At 39.0% G+C, this 21693-nt stretch carries 14 protein-coding genes; 13 read left to right on the top strand and 1 reads right to left on the bottom strand.

What is annotated here, in order from left to right:
* Nucleotides 1–5: 5 nt before the first annotated feature.
* From AC6CHH_RS05325 to nagA, 7 genes are all read left to right on the top strand, one after another.
* Complete coding sequence (locus AC6CHH_RS05325) at nt 6–1769, top strand: RagB/SusD family nutrient uptake outer membrane protein (RefSeq protein WP_498280480.1); 1764 nt, start codon at nt 6–8, stop codon at nt 1767–1769.
* Between the two features lie 18 nt (nt 1770–1787).
* On the top strand, nt 1788–2513 hold the full coding sequence (locus tag AC6CHH_RS05320) for a 3-keto-disaccharide hydrolase (RefSeq protein ID WP_498280478.1): 726 nt from the start codon (nt 1788–1790) through the stop codon (nt 2511–2513).
* 3 nt (nt 2514–2516) lie between these two features.
* Nucleotides 2517–3743, top strand: a complete 1227-nt coding sequence (locus tag AC6CHH_RS05315) for a Gfo/Idh/MocA family protein (RefSeq protein WP_498280476.1) — start codon at nt 2517–2519, stop codon at nt 3741–3743.
* A 133-nt stretch (nt 3744–3876) separates the two neighbouring features.
* Nucleotides 3877–5313 carry a Gfo/Idh/MocA family protein gene (locus tag AC6CHH_RS05310; RefSeq protein ID WP_498280474.1) on the top strand — a complete coding sequence of 479 codons (1437 nt, stop codon included), beginning with the start codon at nt 3877–3879 and terminating at the stop codon, nt 5311–5313.
* 16 nt (nt 5314–5329) lie between these two features.
* Entirely contained in the window at nt 5330–6067 is a 738-nt protein-coding gene (locus AC6CHH_RS05305; RefSeq protein WP_498280472.1) for a glucosamine-6-phosphate deaminase, read from the top strand.
* 10 nt (nt 6068–6077) lie between these two features.
* Entirely contained in the window at nt 6078–7382 is a 1305-nt protein-coding gene (locus tag AC6CHH_RS05300; protein ID WP_498280470.1) for a sugar MFS transporter, read from the top strand.
* A complete protein-coding gene (nagA, locus tag AC6CHH_RS05295; protein WP_498280468.1) occupies nt 7375–8562 on the top strand; it encodes an N-acetylglucosamine-6-phosphate deacetylase in 1188 nt (395 codons plus the stop codon). The genes AC6CHH_RS05300 and nagA overlap by 8 nt, the downstream gene beginning before the upstream one ends.
* A gap of 31 nt (nt 8563–8593) precedes the next feature.
* Here nagA and AC6CHH_RS05290 read toward each other — a convergent pair whose 3' ends face one another.
* On the bottom strand, nt 8594–9601 hold the full coding sequence (locus AC6CHH_RS05290) for a LacI family DNA-binding transcriptional regulator (protein WP_498280466.1): 1008 nt from the start codon (nt 9599–9601) through the stop codon (nt 8594–8596).
* 616 nt (nt 9602–10217) lie between these two features.
* Between AC6CHH_RS05290 and AC6CHH_RS05285 the strand changes: the two genes are divergently transcribed.
* From AC6CHH_RS05285 to AC6CHH_RS05260, 6 genes are all read left to right on the top strand, one after another.
* Complete coding sequence (locus AC6CHH_RS05285; protein WP_498280464.1) at nt 10218–10778, top strand: RNA polymerase sigma factor; 561 nt, start codon at nt 10218–10220, stop codon at nt 10776–10778.
* Nucleotides 10779–10936: 158 nt separating this feature from the next.
* Entirely contained in the window at nt 10937–11785 is an 849-nt protein-coding gene (locus AC6CHH_RS05280; protein WP_498280462.1) for a FecR family protein, read from the top strand.
* Nucleotides 11782–15144 (top strand): SusC/RagA family TonB-linked outer membrane protein, encoded by a 3363-nt coding sequence (locus tag AC6CHH_RS05275; RefSeq protein WP_498280460.1) that lies wholly within the window; start codon nt 11782–11784, stop codon nt 15142–15144. The genes AC6CHH_RS05280 and AC6CHH_RS05275 overlap by 4 nt, the downstream gene beginning before the upstream one ends.
* A 27-nt stretch (nt 15145–15171) precedes the next feature.
* On the top strand, nt 15172–16698 hold the full coding sequence (locus tag AC6CHH_RS05270) for a SusD/RagB family nutrient-binding outer membrane lipoprotein (RefSeq protein WP_498280458.1): 1527 nt from the start codon (nt 15172–15174) through the stop codon (nt 16696–16698).
* Nucleotides 16699–16754: 56 nt separating this feature from the next.
* Nucleotides 16755–19211, top strand: coding sequence for a phosphocholine-specific phospholipase C (locus tag AC6CHH_RS05265; RefSeq protein WP_498280456.1), 2457 nt, complete (start codon nt 16755–16757; stop codon nt 19209–19211).
* Nucleotides 19212–19611: 400 nt separating this feature from the next.
* Nucleotides 19612–21363: a DUF4091 domain-containing protein gene (locus tag AC6CHH_RS05260; protein ID WP_498280454.1), complete on the top strand. Its 1752-nt coding sequence runs from the start codon at nt 19612–19614 to the stop codon at nt 21361–21363.
* The last annotated feature ends 330 nt before the right edge of the window (nt 21364–21693 follow it).

Here is a 21693-nt window from a genome sequence, read left to right as displayed (position 1 = left end):
AAATCATGAAAAAAATCAATTTCATACTAATCTGTTTCTTACTGAGCATGATGATTTTATCCTGTGGTAAGTCATGGTTGAATCCAGAACCTTTATCGTTTTATACGCCAGAGAATGTTTACCAAGATCCCCAGGGATTAGCCTCCTTAGGGGTTACTTTAAAGAGAGATCTTAAGGAAGAAACCCATAACACAGGGAATGGAATCCATAACCTGATTATGGAATTTGCAGCATCTGATTTAGGGTCACCGTGGTCTCAACTAGATTTCTATAAGCTTACCCCAAACAACGATGTGTATTATAATTTTTTAAAAATGTTCAATACAATATATGAGAATATAAAGAACTGTAATGTGCTAATTGCGAGGGTCGATTTGGTCGAATTTAAAGATGAGAAAGAGAAAAATGCGTTGTTGGCCCAAGGTCTCTGGTTTAGGGCATACTGGTATTATCGACTTGTACATTCTTATGGAGATGTACCCTTTATTGATAAGGAAATTGAGGGTGCTAAATTGGATTTTCAAACCCATAGCAGGGCGGCTATATTAAAGAAAATTCAAAGCGATTTGGAATTTGCAGTCAATTGGTTGCCGATCTCTGCCCCGGCAGGTGATTTGACTAAAGGAGCTGCCAATCATTTATTGACCAAAGTGTATTTAGCAAATCTGGAATTTGACAAAGCTATTGGCTCGGCCACCGAGGTTATTAATGGACCTTATGCCTTGATGAATGAACGTTTTGGAAAAGATGCGGCAAATAACTATCGTAATGTACTATGGGATTTGCATAGGCCTGAAAATATTTCCTTACCAAGCAATAAAGAAACCATATTAGCAACCATTGACAGGTTTGAGGCGCCAGCTGATGCCAGGTCTTTAGGCTTATTTACCATGCGCTATTATGGATGTTCCTGGTTTCAAGCACCCGTTAAAGATAGTGAAGGTAAAGCAGGGATGGTTGCCTCAGGACCAATGTACGATTCTTTAGGACGAGGAAATGCCAATGTTAGATTGACAGGCTATTATCAATATGATGTTTGGTCCTATAAAGGAGCTTCCTGGCAAAATACAACTGATTTAAGAAGGAGTGATGCGAATTGGATGGATAAACATGAATATTTCTACAACAATCCAAGTTCGAAAGATTTTGGCAAACCTGTGAATCCAGCATATTTCGCAGATCCGTTAGATACTTTTCGAAGTATTTATGCGACACCGCATTATAAACTGTATGTTCCAGAGCAGAACCCTGCTGCATTACCTGCAGGAGGAAATGGTGATTGGTACGTCTTTCGATTAGCAGAGACTTATTTGTTAAGAGCTGAGGCCCATTACTGGAAAGGTCAAATGGATTTAGCCGCCTCTGACATCAATCGGATCAGAACAAGGGCAAAAGCGCTTCCTATGACCTCCAGCGAGGTAACCATTGATTTTATTATGGATGAACGAGCGCGAGAATTATTTGCCGAAGAACCTAGGCACTCTGAAATGGTGAGAATTTCATACATGCTTGCTGATCAGAACCTTAAAGGTTACACGACTGCTAATTTCAGTGAGAAGAATTATTTCTTTGATCGTTTGAAAAGACATAACCCTACCTACGATCAAAAGATTGAGATGCTTGGGAATGTCGCTAATATTGCCCCGTTTCATGTACTGTGGCCTATACCATCAACAGTGATTACGGCCAATACAAAGGGGGTAATTAATCAAAATAAGGGTTACGATGGTGCTTCCAGAAATATACCACCCCTTGACGAAATTCTTTAAATATTAACGGATCAGACTATGAAAATGTTTAGTATGTTGGTGTGTTGGGTTTATTTTTCAACACTCTTTACCACTGTCAATCCCGTAGCTGACAAAAATCAGCTAAATGCAAACCAAGGTTGGGAGACACTCTTTGATGGAAAAGACCCCGCTAAACACTGGGTCAGTGTCCATGGAAATGGTTTTCCAGCGCATGGATGGGAAGCAATACAAGGAGAACTTCGTTTGTTAGCTGGCCAAAAAGGGGGAGACATTATGACCAAGAGAACTTATGGAGATTTTATCTTGGAAATCGAATTCAAATTAGAGAAAAATGCGAACACCGGGGTTAAATATTTTGTCAGCCCATTGCATACCAAAGAGGGAAAAGTACAATTAAATGGTCCTGAGTTTCAAATGATTGATGATGACAACCATGAATCTGTCAAAGGAGGAATTAGTCCTAAAACAGAAACTGGATCCCTCTATTTGTTGTATGCTCCAATTGAAAACAAGATTTTTAAGCGTTTTGGTCAATGGAATAAGGCCAAAATAGTAGCTAAAGGAAAATTAGTAGAGCACTGGTTAAATGGACTCAAGGTCCTTTCTTACCAAAGGGGTTCAGATGAATTCAGAGCGCGCCTGGCAAAGACAAAGTTCGCCATGTATTCCTCTAGATACGGCGAGGCATCCGCTGGACATATTCTGATAACTGATCATCAAGATGGTGCCTGTTTTCGCAATATCAAAATTAAAAAACTTTAGATCATGAAGATAAATAACCTATCTAGAAGAAAATTTATTGAAAATAGCAGTATGGCAATTTCTGGCCTTGCAATATGGCCTGGCAAACTGAGTTTTTTAGGGAACCCACCGCCTTCAAAAGTAGTGAAGATCGGTATAGTCGGAGTAGGAAGTAGGGGGAAAGGATTATTAAACCTGTTAAAGGACATTGAAAACGTGCAGATTACAGCGATTTGTGATCTCAGAGAGGACCATATTGCTCAAGCAAAAAAAATGTTTACCCTTCAACCGAAAATCTTTAAGAATTACAAGGATTTAATGAAAGATGAACAGGTACATGCGGTTATTATTGCTACCCCACTTTATTTGCATTACCCCATGGCAGTATCCGCCCTGGATCATGGGAAACATGTGTATTTAGAAAAGGCTATTTCCTATGACATCCCACAAGCGATTGATTTAGTCAATAGGGTGGAAAAATCTAAACTTATTTTTCAGGTAGGTCATCAATACCGCTACTTTGGGTTATACAAGCGGATCAAAGAAGTGATTGATAAAGGCTGGCTGGGTAAAGTACTTCATTACGAATGCCAGTACCACCGAAATTCGGATTGGCGATTTCCGGTTCCTCCTGGATTGCAAGAACGTTTTGTGAATTGGCGGATGTATAAAGAGTCCAGCGGAGGATTAATGACTGAATTATGTGGACACCCTATTGATGTCGTTAATTGGATGGTTGGCTCGCACCCTTTGCGCGTAAGTGGGATCGGAGGTGTTGACTATTGGAAGGATGGACGTGAGAATTATGATAATGTTCGTGTCGTATATGAATATCCCAATGGAATTAAATCCAGCGTTTCATCTATTTTATCAAACGGTTATAAGGGATATGGTATTCGGATACTGGGAGACAAGGGATCTATTATTGTCGAGCGGGACCAAGCCTTTTTGTTTTCTGAGAACGTAAAAAAAGAAATTGGTACTGTGGACGGGGTAACAGGCGCTACGGTGGCAGCACATTATGGAGATGGAGAAATTCTAGATTATTCTGATTTGGATCCACTAAAGAAAGATCCAACCTATTATGCATTAGCGGATTTTTGCGACTGTGTTCGCAACGGAAACACACCATCTGCTGATGTATATACAGCTCGGGATGTAGCTATTGCTTGTCATATGGCTAATATCGCAATGGAAACACATCAAGAACAACATTGGAAGCCAGAATACTCGAATCCGATTGCTCGGTAAAAAGATGGAACAGTTTACATTCACGAGAAATTACCGATAACGATGCCGTAGTTTAGCAAGGTCTGAAATTGGAATATTAAGACAATTCCTGTTTCTTTAATAAAAATTATCCGATAACCTTAAACTTAATATGATGTCTACAGATAGAAGATCGTTTCTGAAATTATCTGGATTAGCGGGATTGGGAATACTATCCAATCAGGTTTCCGCAGGTCCATTGAACCCAAAGTCCAATGTTCACCATATCTTAAAACAGGTAGAACAACCTTATAAACCAATCTTTAATATGTCGGGTTATGCAGCACCGGCCATACCAATTGTCCGGACCGGCTTTATTGGTGTTGGCAATAGAGGATCTGCTGCAGTATACCGATTGAGTTTGATTGATGGTGTTTCAATTAAAGGGATTTGCGATGTCCGAGATGAAAAAGCCCAAGCGGCTAAAGCCCGTATTGCGAGCCCGGGCCACGAAGCTAAAATATATAGTGCAGACGAAGAAGTGTGGAAAGAAATGTGCAGGCGAGAGGATATTGACTTTGTCTATGTGGCAACGCATTGGGCCAAGCATGCGGAAATGGCTATTTATGCAATGGAGCAAGGTAAACACGTTGCCCTGGAGATACCGGCCGCAGTCACTATAGAAGAGTGTTGGCGTTTGGTAACAACCTCTGAACGGACGAAAAAACATTGCGTTATTTTGGAGAACTGTTGTTATGATTTCTTTGAAATGCTAACCCTGAATCTGGCACGACAGGGGTTCTTTGGTGAGATCGTTCATTGCGAGGGTGCTTACATTCACGATATTCTGGAAAGCTTGTTTAAGGAAGATGCCCGTTACGATAAATGGCGTTTGCTGGAGAATGCTAAACGAAATGGAAATCTGTATCCCACGCATGGACTCGGACCTATTGCCCAGGTTTTAAAACTTAATAGGGGAAATAAAATGGAATTTCTGAGCTCGGTATCATCCAAAGATTTTTCACTTCGTCCAAAGGCGGAAGAATTGGCAAAGACCGATAAAGATTTTGAAAAATACCTACAGTATCCTTTTAGGGGAAATATGAATACCACCACCATTAAGAATAATGATGGAAGTACAATCATGCTACAGCATGATGTGAGCACACCAAGACCTTATTCCAGACTTCATTTGATTAGTGGAACAAAGGCTTTCGCCCAGAAATATCCATTACCTGCAAAATTGGCTATTGGTCATGAGAAATTCTTGGACGAGGAAGAGTTTAAGGAAATTGAACGCAAAAATACACCCAAGATTATTTCGTATATCGGAGAAATGGCCCAGCAGGTTGGGGGACATGGGGGGATGGATTTTATTATGGATTGGCGATTAATCGATTGTTTAAGGAATGGTCTACCAGTGGATATGGATGTCTATGATGCGGCAAGTTGGAGCGCTATTGGCCCACTGAGCGAGTGGTCGGTAGCCAATGGATCTCAGCCAATCCAAGTGCCTGATTTTACAATGGGAAGATGGAAGGACAATCTGGTACATACGATACATTTGGAAACTGGTGGTACTACCAAAGTATTGAAAACGAACAAAAAATAAGACTAAAAAACACGATATGAATATTGAAATTTTCGCGGATAGGGAATCTTTGGGCGCGCATGCTGGAGCAAAGGGTGCCCAATGGATTAAAGAGGCTATCCATGAGAAAGGGGAGGCTAATATTATATTAGCAACAGGTCAAAGTCAATTTGATACCTTGGAGGCACTTACCAAAGATCAGGATATCGAGTGGAGCAAGGTACGCATGTTCCATCTTGACGAATATATCGGTATGCCCATCACGCATAAAGCAAGCTTTAGAAAATACTTAACTGAACGCTTTTTGAATAAGGTTGGAGCCTTAAAAGAAGTTGTACTGATTAATGGAGAAGAAAATGCAAAAAAAGAGTGTGAGCGATTGGGGAGGATTATTAAAGAACATCCTATAGATGTTGGTTTTGTCGGGATAGGGGAAAATGGACACTTGGCTTTTAATGACCCACCGGCGGATTACCAGGTGGAAGATCCGTACATTGTTGTCGACTTAGATTTACAATGTAGAACGCAACAAATGGGAGAAGGCTGGTTCAATAGCCTTGATGAGGTTCCGCGTCAAGCAATTTCCATGTCCATTAAACAAATTATGAAAGCCAGGAAGATTATTTGTGCTGTTCCAGACAAACGGAAAGCCGAAGCGGTAAAAAATTGTTTAAATCAAGCCGTCTCGGAAAATTACCCGGCCAGTATATTACAAAATCATGAACATTGCTTCTGCTATTTAGACAAAGGTTCAGCGTCCTTGTTATCCTCCTAAAACCTAAATGATGAACATACAAATTTTAGATAAGAAGACAACCGTAATTTCGATCGGGATTATTGGGACCATGTTTTTTATTTTTGGTTTCGTTTCCTGGGTGAATGCAATATTGATTCCCTATTTTAAAATAGCATGTGAACTGAGTAATTTTCAATCCTATTTAGTTGCATTCGCATTTTACATTTCTTATCTGGTGATGTCTATGCCGTCTTCTTATCTGTTAAAGCGAGTTGGTTATAAACGGGGCATTACGATCGGTTTTTGGATTATGGCGGTAGGAGCCCTTTTGTTTGTGCCGGCGGCCTATGGGCGTACATATGTACTATTTTTAGTTGGTTTGTTCACTTTAGGTTCTGGACTAGCAATATTACAGACTGTTGCCAATCTATACATTACCATGATTGGTGAGAAAGAACGTGCTGCACAAAGAATCAGTATCATGGGGATTTGCAACAAGGGGGCTGGAATTTTAGCTCCATTAGCTTTTTCTTGGGCAATTCTGCGCCCTAGTGATAATGAGCTGTTTAAACAAATTCCATTGATGGATGAGGTAACAAGAGCTCACACGTTAGATGAGTTAATTTTACGTGTTGTTCTGCCGTATATTGTTGTCGCTGTCGTTCTGTTTCTAATCGGTCTTTTTGTTCAGTTTTCTCCGCTTCCTGAGATTCAAAATCAGCAAGAGGACCAGCATACCAAGGAACGGTCCGGGGTATTTCAATTCCCGAATTTAGTATTGGGTGCAATAGCGATTTTTTTGCATGTAGGAACCCAGGTTATCGCTATTGATACCATCATTAACTATGCAGGATCAATGGGTGTTTCCTTATTGGAGGCCAAAGTATTACCCTCGTACGTGTTATCAGCTAACATTGTTGGTTATTTAATGGGGATTGTATTGATACCGGCATTGATTTCGCAAAAACGCATGTTGCAATTCTGTGCAGTATTAGGATTGCTGTTATCAATTTTGGTATGTATGACAACTCATCCGGTAAGCTGGCTGGGTCTGGATATGGATATCTCGATATGGTTTTTAGCGATGATAGGACTACCTAATGCACTGATATGGGCAGGTATCTGGCCACTTGCATTGAATGGATTAGGGAAGTATGCCAAACAAGGATCTGCACTGCTTATTATGGGTTTATGCGGAAACGCTATATTACCAATGATTTATGGCGCTCTTGCAGATGCGAGTCAAGTGAAAACAGGCTACTGGGTATTAGTGCCTTGCTTTATCTATATCGTTTATTACGCTTTTGCCGGCCATAAATTAAAATATTGGCGTAAAAACTCAAGTGATGATTAGTATTATTAATGCTCAAATAATTACGCCTTACCGAATCCTTGAAAAAGGTTTTGTTAGTATTGAAAATGGAAGAATTATCGATGTTCAAGAGTCAGTTAACTGGCCGATAGCTACCGCCAGTCATCAGATAATAGACGCCCAAGGTTTATTTCTTTCCCCAGGGTTTATTGATATTCATGTACATGGAGGCGGAGGTTCAGATTTTATGGACAATGACATGGATGCTTATTTACACATAGCCCAAACACATGCTCGATATGGAACCACCGCAATGCTTCCAACGACATTGACCAGTGAACAGAGTCTTTTAGAGGAAACCTTTGAGGTATATGCTAAAGCACTAGTAAAAAATAATAATGGAGCCCGATTTTATGGATTACATTTGGAAGGTCCCTATTTTGCTATGGAGCAACGCGGTGCCCAAGACCCTCGATATATCCGAAATCCCGATCCGCAAGAATATGAACCTATCTTATCAAAATATAAACATTTAATTGCCCGATGGAGTGCCGCTCCTGAGCTTCCTGGTGCGCTACCTTTCGGAAGAAGGGTCTGTGAGCATGGAATATTACTTTCGCTTGCTCATACAAATGCGGTTTATGAAGACATACTTAAAGGAGTTGAGTCTGGGTATCGTCTTGCAACACACTTGTACTCAGGTATGTCTGGCATGACCCGGCGGAATGCATATCGGTATGCTGGGGCCATCGAGTCCTGCCTTCTGGTTGATGATATCGATGTGGAGATTATTGCAGACGGTACCCATCTTCCTGAACCCTTTTTGAAACTGATTTGTAAAGTGAAAGCTAAAAACCAGATTATATTGATTACTGACGCCATGCGTGCAGCCGGAACTGATGTAAAGGAAAGTATTCTGGGAAGTAGGGATCACGGTCTGCCAGTTGTCATTGAGGATCAGGTCGCAAAACTACCTGATCGTCAATCGTTTGCCGGAAGTGTTGCAACGGCAGACCAGTTGATCAGGACGATGTGTAATATGGCTGGATTGGAACTTAAAGATGCTATTCAGATGTTGACCTTAAATCCTGCAAGAATATTAGGACTTCATCATCAGATTGGGGCCATTTCGGTTGGCTTAAAAGCCGATATTTTACTGTTCGATAACAACATCCAAATACAGAAGACCATGATCGATGGTCGATTCGTTTATGAGAGATAATGTAGGCTAATTAATTGCCCGTGATTGAAAATTATGTCGAGTCTCGGTGAATTAGCTTGCATGGAATAATTAACGAACGTGTTTCAAAATCTTTATTCTTAATATGTTTGATTAAGAGTTGACAACTTTGTTTCCCTATTTCGAATGCAGGTTCTTCGACAGTTGTTAAATTAGGTTCTATCACAGTGGACATTGGATCGTTCGTAAAGCCAATGACACCGATTTCCTTTCCTACTCGTTTACCGGCCTTCTTTAAGGCCTGGATGGCGCCGATGGCCTTGCGATCATTTACTGCAAATATGGCGTCAGGCCCATTGGCTAGTTCCAATAATTTTTCTGTATCCGAATATCCATGTTGCTGGGTAAAACCAGAATGGAGTATCAGCGTATTGCAAATCGGAAAATTAGCCTTTTCAAGGGCACACAAATATCCTTTTAAACGCTCTTGGCTAAAATTTAAATTTTCAGGTCCGGCAAGGTGGGCGATTTTTTTATACCCTTTAGAAATTAGATGGCTTGTCGCTAGGAATGCTCCCTCAAAATCACTTTGAAGGACTTTGGAAGCATTGATGTTCTCGGGTACGCGATCAAAGAAGACCAACGGAAATCCGTCTTCCAAAAGCCCCTCGAAATGTTCTACAACGTCTGAATTGGCTGAAATAGAGATTAATAGTCCATCCAAACTAGTGGTATCTAAGTGATCTATGACATATTTCTCTCGTTCCATTTCATCGTTGGTTACAAACAGTATGATGTTATATCCCAATTGATAAGCTTCCTCTTGAATCCCTGATATCACTGTGCTAAAGTAATAATTTGTAATAAAAGGAATGATCACCCCTATATTTTTGGTACTACCTGAGGCCAAAGCCGATGCGTTCTTATTGAGTTTGAAATTTAATTCCTTCGCTAGGCTTAAAACCCGTTCTCGGGTCTCCGAATTGATGTCATGCGCATCACGTAGGGCCCTGGAAACGGTGGATACAGATATTCCTAGCATTTCGGCAATATTCTTTATTCCAAATCCTTTCCTGATCATAATTTTCGCTTAGGTTCGATTGTAATTTAAACATCTGAATCGAAGTTAACAAACCTTATTTTAATTATACGCTAAGCTTAAATGGTATTTTCACCAAGGCACTAAATCTACCGGTGAATTTTTAAATATTGATCAGAACGACGCTAACGGTTTTGCTCCATTTCTATTCATTCTGCTCAGGGTTTTTTGAAAAATTTTTGCCCATTTATTATTATCTCTCTGAAGCTGTCCACAACTTGCAGAGGGAATTTTCAGCATATTAAATACGTAACAACGACGATCCATTTAAACAGAATTTTCTGTAATTCTCTTTTATGAAAAGCATATATTTCTATCTTTGCAATGAGAAGTATGAAAGGACAATAAACTTCAGACCGATTAACAAACCTGTTGAATGTATTGATTGAAAGTAATTGATGTTACTCGATTTATTTGATTAAAAAATAGAACGTCATCATTAACGATATTTTGGTCCTTTCGTTACTAAAGAAAACTAACAACTATTTTTGTACACTCTAGCAAAGATTAGGTAATAACCTACTCGAAATAGACTATCTGATAAAGGGATTTTACGGGCTATAAATGTCCTGCGCTGGGACAAGATGTTATGAGAGAAATGATACATAGACTCTGCGAGGGCAATGAAGAAGCTTTTAAAGCTTTTTTTTATCAGCATAAAGATGCAGTGTACAAATATGCAGTTTTACATCTCCGTGATACAGATATTGCCGCAGATGTGGTGCAAGAAGTCTTCTTAAAATTCTGGAATCATCGTGATCGTATAAATCCTGATCAGAATGTTCGTTCCTATCTTTATACTATTGCTCGCCATGTGGTTTTTGAAGAACTGAGAAAGCGTATACAATTCCAAAATTTTGCAGAGTATGCCAGCCATAATACACCCTATAGTATTAATAATAACGAAGATACCATACATTTTAATGAGTTAGAAAGGCTTTATCAAGAAGCAATCAATCACCTTCCAAAACAAAGACAAAAAATATTTCGGTTGAGTAAACTCGAACAGCTAAGTCTGGATGAAATTGCAGAAACATTAAATATTTCTAGAAATACTGTACGGGATCAGCTTGTTAAAGGGAACAAGTTTATTCGGGAATACATTGTCAGCCGTTCTTCCATTCTTCCACTCGCGGTTATTTTTACGAATATCATTTAAATTTTTTAAACGAGTCGTCTTTTTCCTTTAGCTGTTCGTATATACTATAAACAGACTAATTGATGAACCAAGATAGATTTAGATTTTTATACAAAAAATATCTTCAAGGCCACTGTTCCCAAAGTGAATTTGCGGAGATAAAAGAGTTTTTTGTAAAAATGAATAGTGCCAACGAATTGGTTGACATGGAGCTCCTCCAGGAGATGATACCGCAGGATGTGCCCTTAGATTCTGTGCGTTCCAAAGAAATTCTTGACTACGTTCTTGCTTCATTGCCTGTAAGGAAGAAGAAGAGTGTATCTCTCCGTTTTCAATACGTTGCGGCGGCGGCTATTTTATTGGTGGGATTCCTATCTTTTTATTTTCTTACTCAGAACCTCTCTGATTATCCAATGTATTCAAATACAAGTGATACTGTCCAACGTATTGTTTTGTCAGATCATTCCTCCGTTTATTTGCAACCCAAAGCAAGTATTACTTCACTTAGTAATTTCGCCACCGATGATATACGGCATATAAAATTAAAAGGAGAAGCTTTTTTTGCAGTGCATAAGGATGGTAGAAAACCATTTGTGATTAATTCGCCGAAAGGATTGGTTATCCGCGTCTTAGGCACCCGCTTTTATGCAAATTTCCGGAATAAGGATGAGTCAGTAATTCTCACCGAAGGCTCTGTAGCGGTAAAAACAGTGTACGATAGTTTGATTTTAAAACCCCAACAGATGGCTGTTTATCGCGGAGGAACAAACCGTTTGGAACGCAGAAAGGCAGACACTCTGGTATTCGAGGCCTGGTTAGAGAATCAACTCAGCTTTAACGAACAAGCATTATCGGAGGTTCTTTTGCAACTGAACGATGTGTATCCTGATGCCAAATTACGTATATCGCCATTGTTTTATGAACTAAGCTTTACAGGATACCTCCCGAGGAATGATTTGGACCGGACCATAGAGATATTACAAAGAACATTTGCAAACCACAATTTAACTATTATAAAAAAAGAATGAAAAAGCAATCGCTAACCATTGTCTTAGCTCTGGTTCTGGGTATGGGGGTTCCCCTTCCAAACTTTGCTAAGGGGACCTATTTTGAGCTTCATCAAGACAGGAACATTACAGAAGTATTAAAACAGGTTGAAAGCCGTTTTGGAATACGCTTTAATTATGAATCAGATGTCAAAAATCTAAAAATCAAAAACAACTTCAACATCAATTCCTTAAAACGCGCTGATATCGAAGAATTTTTACAAACAGTTACACTAAATCAGATTACTGTTGAAAAGGTTGAAAACAATGCTTATGTAATTCGTCAGGGCGACCAAATCGTCCGTGGCAAAGCTTCAGCAAATAACTCGGTTGTGCAAGCAAAGATTGGTCAACAGCAGACACTCAGCGGGAGAGTGGTAGACGCAGGTACAAATGAACCTATTATTAGTGCCACAGTAAACATAACTGGGAGTAACCGATCCACTCAAACAGATGCACAGGGACGCTTCTTTTTTAAAAATGTTGATAATCAAACCACAATGACGGTTTCTAGTATGGGCTATCAGATGATTGAACTTACCGTTAGTAATAATCAGATTATCAAACTAAACAAAGATAATCAGCTACTTGAGGAGGTTGTTATTACGGCTCTAGGGATTAAAAGGGAACAAAAAGCTTTAGGATATGCCGTTCAGGATATCAAGGGAGATCAACTTCAAAAAGTAAAGGGAGTTGATGTGGGTACGACCTTAACTGGCCGTATCGCGGGATTACGCGTTTTTAATAGCTCAGAGTTTAATACCATGCCCTCAATTAGTCTTAGAGGAATGAATCCTATTTTAGTCATTGATGGCGTGTACTATGAAAATCTAAATCTACGTGATGTTCCAGTCGATAATATCGAAAACATTTCTGTTCTAAAAGGCGCTACAGCAACCGCTTTATATGGCAGTATGGGAGCCGGAGGTGCTATCATGGTTACCACAAAAAAGGGACTCGATCAGAAGGGGGTTGAAATCACCGCAAGCACGAATAACATGTTTTTTTCAGGATATTTAGCATTACCTGATGTTCAATCGTCATATTCTGCCGGTTATGGTGGAAAGTATAACACGGATGACGAGGTTTGGGGTGACAAACTTGATATTGGTCGCCAATATGAACAGTGGAATCCATTAACCAAACAAATGGAAGAAAGCGAATTAACTTCCAAGGGTAAAAATAACTTCAACAACTTTTTAGAGCCGGGTGTTATCTCTAATAACTCAGTTAGTTTTACCAATCAGGGGGAAAATGGAAGTATCCGGACCGCCATTAATCATATTTATAACAAAGGTCAGTATCCCAATACCAAGTTAAATATGACTAATATATCCGTGTCTGGGGAGACGAAAATTTCCGAAAAAATAAGCCTTGAAAGCCGTTTTGGTTATAACAGACGTTATGCACCGAACGATTTTGGTGCAGGATATAATTCACAAGGATATATTTATAATATCTTGGTATGGACTGGTCCAGAATACGACCTAATGCAATACAAAGACTATTGGTTAGTGGAAAATGAACAGCAAAATTGGCATTATAGTGCATGGTATGATAATCCATATTTGTCGGCCTATGAAAAGCTGAGCTCGGAATTAGTGAACAAGTTAAATGCTGCGGTGACCCTTAACTACAAAATAAACGATTGGAGTAAAATCATGGTGCGTAGTGGGTATGATTATTATGGCAATACACAGGAACAAACAAATCCAATGGGTATACACGGTACCCGGGGCGGTTATAGCGGTTATCATAATAAAGGTAAATATTGGACAAACAAGACAGACGGTTTTGCGAGCACAAATGACTTAATTTTCACAGCGAACAAATCGTTTTCTGATTTTACACTAGATGGATTGGCAGGAGCCGCCGTATTTTATCGAAGAGATAATGGTCTTGTAGCCTCTACCGTGAATGGCATATCCATTCCAGGATTTTACTCCTTAAGGAATTCTATTGATCCTATTTCGGCAACACAAAGCAAGAATAAAGAAATGATCAATAGCATCTATGGACGTCTGTCATTATCTTGGAGAAATGCTGTATTCATTGAAGCGACAGGTAGGAATGATTGGTCATCCACCTTACCAGAGGAGAATAAATCCTTCTTTTATCCATCTCTTTCAGGAAGCATTGTTGTTTCTGATCTAATAAAGGACTATAAACCAGAGTGGTTATCGCTTTTTAAAGTAAGAAGTTCTTGGGCGGTGACCAAGGCTGTCCCAAGTCCATATGAAATAAGGCAATCATTTGCTGTGACTTCCAATGTTTGGGACGGAATGTCCACAGCGGCTTATCCGAACTCTATCAAAGACTTTACAATCTCTCCAACGCAGCGGGATATGACAGAGATAGGTGCAGATGTTGCTTTATTTGAGAATAGACTTTATGGAAATTATACCCGCTATTTCAGACGTTTGCACAATGTTACGACCTATGCCACAATTTCTTCTGCATCGGGCTTTTCGTCTAGGTTGATCAATACCAGCGAACAGACCATGACCAAAGGGCATGAAATTACAGTAGGTGGTGCGGTGATCAAAAGGGAAAAATTTAAATGGGACATCCTTGGGAACCTTTCACAAAATTTAACCTATTATCATAAGCTCGATCCAGAGTACTCCTCAGACGCATTGTATGTTAAGGTTGGTGAACGAACCGACCATTATGTAACAAGAGATTGGGAAAGAGCTCCCGATGGCGAAATTATTCACAATGCTTCAGGCATGCCAATTAGTGCTACCCATCAGCCTCGTCTTTTTGGATATACCGGACCCAAATGGTTTTGGGGATTGACAAACCAATTCAGTTACAAGGATTTTTCATTATCATTTAGTTTTGATGGGCGTATTAAAGGACTTTCTTATTCAAATATGAATGCACGTTTATGGCAAACTGGTGCACATCCTGATTCGGATACCCCCGAACGTTATGAAGAGGTTGTGAATGGAAACAAAACGTTTGTTGGCGAAGGAGTGAAGATCGTATCTGGATCAGTAACCTATGACAAGTACGGTCAAATCACATCAGACGACCGAGTATTTGCACCAAATGATAAAGTCGTTTCCTACGAAAATTACTGGAAAAGAGCATATTCAGGAACCCGTAACATCTGGGATGAAACCTTCATTAAACTTAGAGAAGTCTCTCTGAATTATTACGTACCTGCAAGCATAGCGAACAGGTTTAAAGCGAAGAAGGCAAGTGTTGGAATTACAGGACAGAATCTTTTTTTATGGACCAAGGAATATCGTTTCTCAGATCCAGATACTGGATCTGAAGATCTGAACTCTCCATCCATGCGTTATTTGGGTTTTAATATAAACTTAACGTTTTAAGAATAGCATCCCTTAATATTTTAAAAAATGAAAAAGATATTCAAATATATATTCATCGGTGTTTTGAGCACTTCATTATTATCATGCTCCAAATTTGATGAAATAAATAGCAATCCTGAAGCCACCGAGAAAGTAACTTCAGCCATGATTGCAACACGTATTATTATTAATTTAGCAAATCAACCTACCCAAAAATCATTTTTGCAACCTTACATGCTCAATAAAAATGTGGTTTGGACCGAATTTGTAGAGAGCTATCAGTACAATGGTTTTGGGGAGGGTTCACTAAGCTTTACTTCCATAAACGACGCTCACTTTATGGTAGAGTTTGCAGGGACAGAAGGATTAGCATCTTCTTATGAAGGATTGATGTATTTTGCTAGGGCGGTTAAATTTTTTGAAGCCACGATGGATTTAGGTGATATTCCCTATCATGATGCTTTGAAGGGGGAAAATGAACAGAATTATTTTCCTAGGTATGATACTCAAAAAGAGGTGTTTTTGGGTATCTTGAATGAGCTAGAATTAGCCGATAAAGCGTTTTCCCAGGGAGAAACATTTGATGGAGATCCTATATACGCTGGAGATACTCAACAATGGCGAAAATTGGTGAACAGCTACACCTTGAATGTGTTACTTCAACTGAGCAAGAAAGAATCGGATGCTGATTTAAACATCAAATCTCGATTCCAGCATATATTGACTAATAAACCCATCTTCACGGCAAATGAAGATAACTATCAAGTGATCCGTTCGGATAAAAATGGTCAACAATATCCATTTTATAAAGTGGGAAACAACTTCACTATTTATCCGATTGTCTCGAGTGAAATTATCGAGCGTTTAAAGGCTCGATCGGATCGACGACTATTCTATTATGCCAATCCTTCATCCAAAAGAATAGAAGCAGGAAAGCCGGCATCAGATTTTCAGGCATATATTGGCATAGACCCTTCATTAGTTTACGATGACATTTTAGATATCAAAAATACCGAAGACTATTCTAAATTTAATGATCGATATACAGAAATTCCTACAGGAGAACCAACTCAGCAACTTTCCTATGCACAACTTTGTTTCATTATCGCCGAGGCGGCCACTAGGGGATGGATCGCTGAGCCAGTTGCGGAGTGGTATATGAAAGGAGTAGAAGCATCCATGAATTTTATTTATGATCATACGCCAAATTCGAGTCAGTTTCACCACGGTATGCCATTGGATGCAACTTATGTGAGCAGTTATGTAGCAACTCTGGGAGCCAATTTGCCTTTGAGCACAGAAGCAAGAATTGAGGAAATCATTACCCAAAAATACCTAGCGAGCTTTCTGCAATCTGAGTTCTCTACGTATTATGATTATCGTCGTACAGGTTATCCTAAATGGAAGATTAATCCGGCATCTAGTCTAAATTCGGAAGCACCGGATAAAATTCCAGTGAGATGGAAGTATCCAAGTACGGAGTTCAATTATAATTCTCAAAATGTTGATCAAGCTGTGCAAAACCAATTTGATGGCGTTGATAATATCAATAAATTGATGTGGATATTGAAATAATTAATTAAAATCTTATAATTTAAGGCATTCTTACAAGGATGCCTTATTTAAATACAATGGAAAGTAGAAGAGAATTTATTAAAAAAGCAGGATTACTAACTGGAAGCCTAGGTTTTTTAAACAGTATACCAAAATCAATTCAAGCTGCTCTTGAGATTAACCCCGCCCATGGATCTACCTATTTAAATGCTGAGCATGTCGTACTTTTAATGCAGGAGAACCGATCCTTTGACCACAGTTTCGGGACTCTCAAAGGTGTTCGCGGGTTCAATGATACCCGTGCTGTTAGGCTACCGGACAACCGCCCTGTTTGGTTACAATCGTATAAAAATGGGGATACCTATTTACCTTTCCGGCTCGATATAAAAAATTCAAGAGCTGCATGGACACGTGATCTTCCGCATTCTTGGGAAAATCAAATTGGTGCGTGGAACAAGGGAGAATATAATAACTGGCTGGAATCAAAGCGTTCAGGTAACAAGCTCTACAAAGACCTTCCGTTAACTTTAGGATATTATACGCGTCAAGACATTCCTTTTTATTATGCATTTGCTGATGCTTTTACCATTTGTGATCAACATTTTTGTTCATCCATCACAGGTACGACAACGAATAGACATTTCTTTTGGACAGGAACTTGTGTTCCAGAAAAGGGAGCTAAACCTTTGGTCCGCAATTCGGATACCTATTTTAATCGAATGGCTCGATGGAAAACTTTTCCAGAGAGACTTGAAAAGGCAAACATTAACTGGAAGGTTTATCAGAATGAAGTCAGTATACAAAATCAACTGTCAGCTGAAGCAGAGAGTTGGTTAGGAAATTTTACAGATAATAATTTAGAATGGTTTGAGCAATACCATATCCGATACAAAAAGAGCCACATTGATTTTTATCAGCAACGTATTCAAGCACTTCCGCAGGAAATAGAGCTTATAAAAAATGAACTTGCGAATCGAACTGATCAAAAGCTAAGTAAGAAGTTAGAACAGAAACAGCAACAACTAGAAAGTTTTCAAAAAGAGTATGATCAATATAATGCCTTAAAACTTGAGCAACTAGATCCTCTAAGCAAGTCCTTACATCAACGCGCCTTCCAAACAAACGAAGGAGATCCACTGTATCATGAAATTGAAGAAGTGGAGGTTGAAGGAGAGAAAATTACAGTACCCAGAGGAGATGTTCTTCATCAATTTAGAGAAGATGTAAAACAGGATAGATTACCAACAGTTTCCTGGCTTTGTGCCCCACAGAACTTTTCTGATCATCCAAGCGCACCGATGTATGGAGCTTGGTATGTATCGGAGATACTGAATATTTTAACTGAAAATCCTGAGATATGGAAAAAAACCATTTTTATACTCAATTATGATGAAAATGATGGTTATTTTGATCATGTTCCTCCATTTGTAGCACCTAAACCCGGGGATGCAAGCACGGGAGAGGTTTCGCCTGATTTAGATTGCAGCAGTGAATATGTAACCCGGGAACAAGAACTCAGTTATGGCATTGAAGAACAATATGCAACTGAAGGTCCAGTTGGGTTGGGTTATCGGGTACCGCTTATTATAGCATCTCCGTGGAGTAAAGGTGGGTGGGTAAATTCCGAAGTATGTGACATAACCTCTACCTTGCAGTTTTTGGAACACTTCCTTAGCGAAAAATTTGGTAAATCTATTTTTGAGCCGAATATTAGTAGCTGGAGGAGGGCGATAACAGGAAATCTTACCTCAGTTTTTCGACCTTTTCAATCAAAGGAAGAAGTATTACCTGAATTTTTAGATCGCAACAAACAGATTGCTCAAATCAATAAAGCAAAAGAAAAACCTATTCCTAACAATTTTATAAAACTGAGCTCGACCGAAATTGAAGCTATAAAAGAAGGGAAAATAACAACAAATTTTCCACAACAAGAGCGCGGAATTAAACCTTCTAACGCGCTTAACTATGAGCTTTACATACAGGAGGAATGCCAAGGAGAAACCCTTGTTTTGGGCTTCGAGAGTAGTAAAAATTTTTTCAAAGGAAAGGCATTAGCGGGAGTATTTAACGTCTACGCTTATGGGTATAAACTAGAAAGAGCAAATTGGTCTTTTGCGTGTTCTCCAGGTAACACGGTATCTCACCTTTGGAACCTTAAAAATTTTAAAAATGAAAGCTACCACCTTGCTATCCATGGACCAAATGGATTTTATCGGTGTTTGCAGGGAACTTCAAACCATGTAAATCCTCAAATTACCCTTCGATACCTTGCAAATCATGAAGAGCTTGTTTTCAAGATAAAAAACACAAATTCTGAAACAGTTTCACTACTCTTATCCAATGGGTATCAACTAGGAGAGAAAGAAATCAAGCTAAAAGCTGGTGCTGAAAAAGAAATTAATATTTCAGTAAAAAAGCAAAAACGTTGGTACGATATCCAAATTTCTGTACCAGGGAGCCCTTTCAAACGGCGATATGCTGGCCGTATCGAAAACGGGAAAGATAGTATTACAGACCCTTTGATGGGCAATTGAGGATTTGACTTAGCCAGGGATCGCTTTAGTTTTTACGGGGTTGGAGCCAGCCCATATGAGTTGAACCATAACAAAAACAATATCAAATTAATAAGATGTTCGTTTAAAGTGTGTATTTGATTCATTAACTTTGGTCTAAAACAAAGTCACCTGGCCAAACATAAATAATATGGAAGCACGTTAATGCAGATGATAAAGGTCATTCTGAGAAGCGTTAATTGGAAAGGTTTGAGAAACTTAAAGTTTGAATATTTAATTAGAAGGTCTGATAGATAATTATATTGGATAATAAAATTAATGCAAATCTGTTAGTCTGATTATAACTTATAAATAACAAAATAAGGTGGCTTTTTGCATTGCTGAATTGAACTTTTTATATTGTCTGCTAAATTAAAATATATTGAAAACGTTAATTAAAATAGGTATTGTTATTCTGGCCGTATTGGCTCAGACTTCCTTGGTTCGATCACAATCGAGTAATAAAGGACAGCAGTTTGTAGAATTGGCTGACCCAACTGCTGATACCTTGTCTGATTGGTCGGCGGTAAAGAGAGGTCTTAATAGTTCTTTCGTTTCTATAGACAACCGCTTCTCTCGATCAGTTGCTCCGCAGGTAGAATTAACCAAAAGGACGACCATAAAGGGTTGGAAAGGAGAGCGTTTATCTGCACAGCTGTTATTATGGTCAGTGAAGGAAGTCGAAGATGTCGAGATAGAGATAGGGCCGTTTAGATCATCCAATACTAGGAAGATTATAGATACTGCAGCTAAGGCGCGATTTGTCCGTTATGTGATGACTGATGAATTTGGCCCTGGATGTGGACATCGCAAGCCGGAGGATTTTTCTGCATCCTTGTCTCCAGACATGTTGGATGATTTGTCATCCTACGATATCAAGGCAAGAGAGGTACGCCCGGTATGGATAAGTATCGATTTACCCAGAGACAGTGAAAAGGGTGTATATCAAGCTAATGTTACTATAAAATCTGGAGATAGAAGATTGGAAAATCTCATTTTAGAATTAGAGGTTATCGATCAGGTACTACCTCCAGTTAGCCAGTGGAGCTTCCATTTAGATCAGTGGCAACACCCTTCGGCAGTAGCACGGGTAGAAAATGTAGCGATGTGGTCTGATGAGCATTTTTTGGCATTGGAACCCGTGATGAAACGTCTGGCCTCTGCAGGGCAGAAGGTGATTACCACAACCCTCAATAAGGATCCATGGAATGTACAAACATATGATCCGTATGCCGATATGATTGTTTGGACTAAAAAGAAGGACGGATCGTGGAAGTATGATTACAAAGTGTTTGATAAATGGGTAAGTTTTATGATGAATTTAGGGATAAAAAAAATGATTAATTGCTATTCCATTATTCCTTGGAACAATATGATTCATTATATGGACGAATCGACGGGCAAATTTGTTGATATTGAGGCAAAACCAGGAAGTGCAGTCTTCGAAGAAATGTGGACGCCATTTCTAACCAGTTTTGCATCACATCTGCAAACGAAGGGTTGGTTGGAAATTACAAACATAGCTATTGATGAGCGCGAACCTGAGCAGATGAAGGCGGCATTTGCTTTATTGAAAAAGGTAGCTCCAGCATTGGGAGTTTCTTATGCTGATAATCAAAAGACCTACAAGAAGTTTCCCGATAGTGAGGATATTAGTATTGCGGTAGGCCATCCTTATTCAAAAGAAGATTTAATTGATAGACGTAACCGAGGATTGAATAGTACATTTTATATCTGTTGTAGTGATTCCTTTCCTAATCAGTTTACCTTTTCTGATCCTGCAGAATCAACCTATTTAGCTTGGTATGCATTAGCAGCGGGCTTTGATGGCGTATTGCGATGGGCATATAATTCATGGGTAGAAAATCCTTTACAGGATTCGAGATTTAGAACATGGCCTGCAGGGGATACTTACATCGTATATCCACAAAATAGAAGTTCCATACGTTTTGAGCGCATGTTGGAAGGAATTCAAGATTATGAAAAAGTACAGGTGTTGAGAAAGAAATGGTCAAACAAGAATGATTCTAAAAAACTGGAAGAGTTAAATAATGCAATCCAAAAATTGGATAATCCAAAACGATCTGAACATTGGAACGAAGACTTAAATAAGGCAAAGGCTTTATTGAATTAAGGAGGAAGTTTTTTTTAAAATTTTTGTGGTGTCAGTCGTTAGACCTAGATCGATCTGTTATAACTTCTTCTGCTTGAATACTCATCAAATAGACCACTTCTATTTAGCAAAAGAATAGAACATTAGGAAAATAAATGGTTTTTTATTTTAAGTTTCTTAATTGCAAATACACAAGTTAGCAAATCGGTAGAATCAAGTGAATTTGCATTGGATAACCACGCTAAAAACCAACAATTTTGATAAATTTTGAATCAACAATTTCATTCTTTCATTGCTACTATTTCTTGTAATCGGACCTGAAATGTTCGAATCGAGGATATCAAACTATTG

The organism is Sphingobacterium sp. GQ94, from assembly GCF_059758715.1.
The sequence above is the reverse complement of the archived record's forward strand: the minus strand, read 5'-3'. Positions and strand labels throughout refer to the sequence as shown.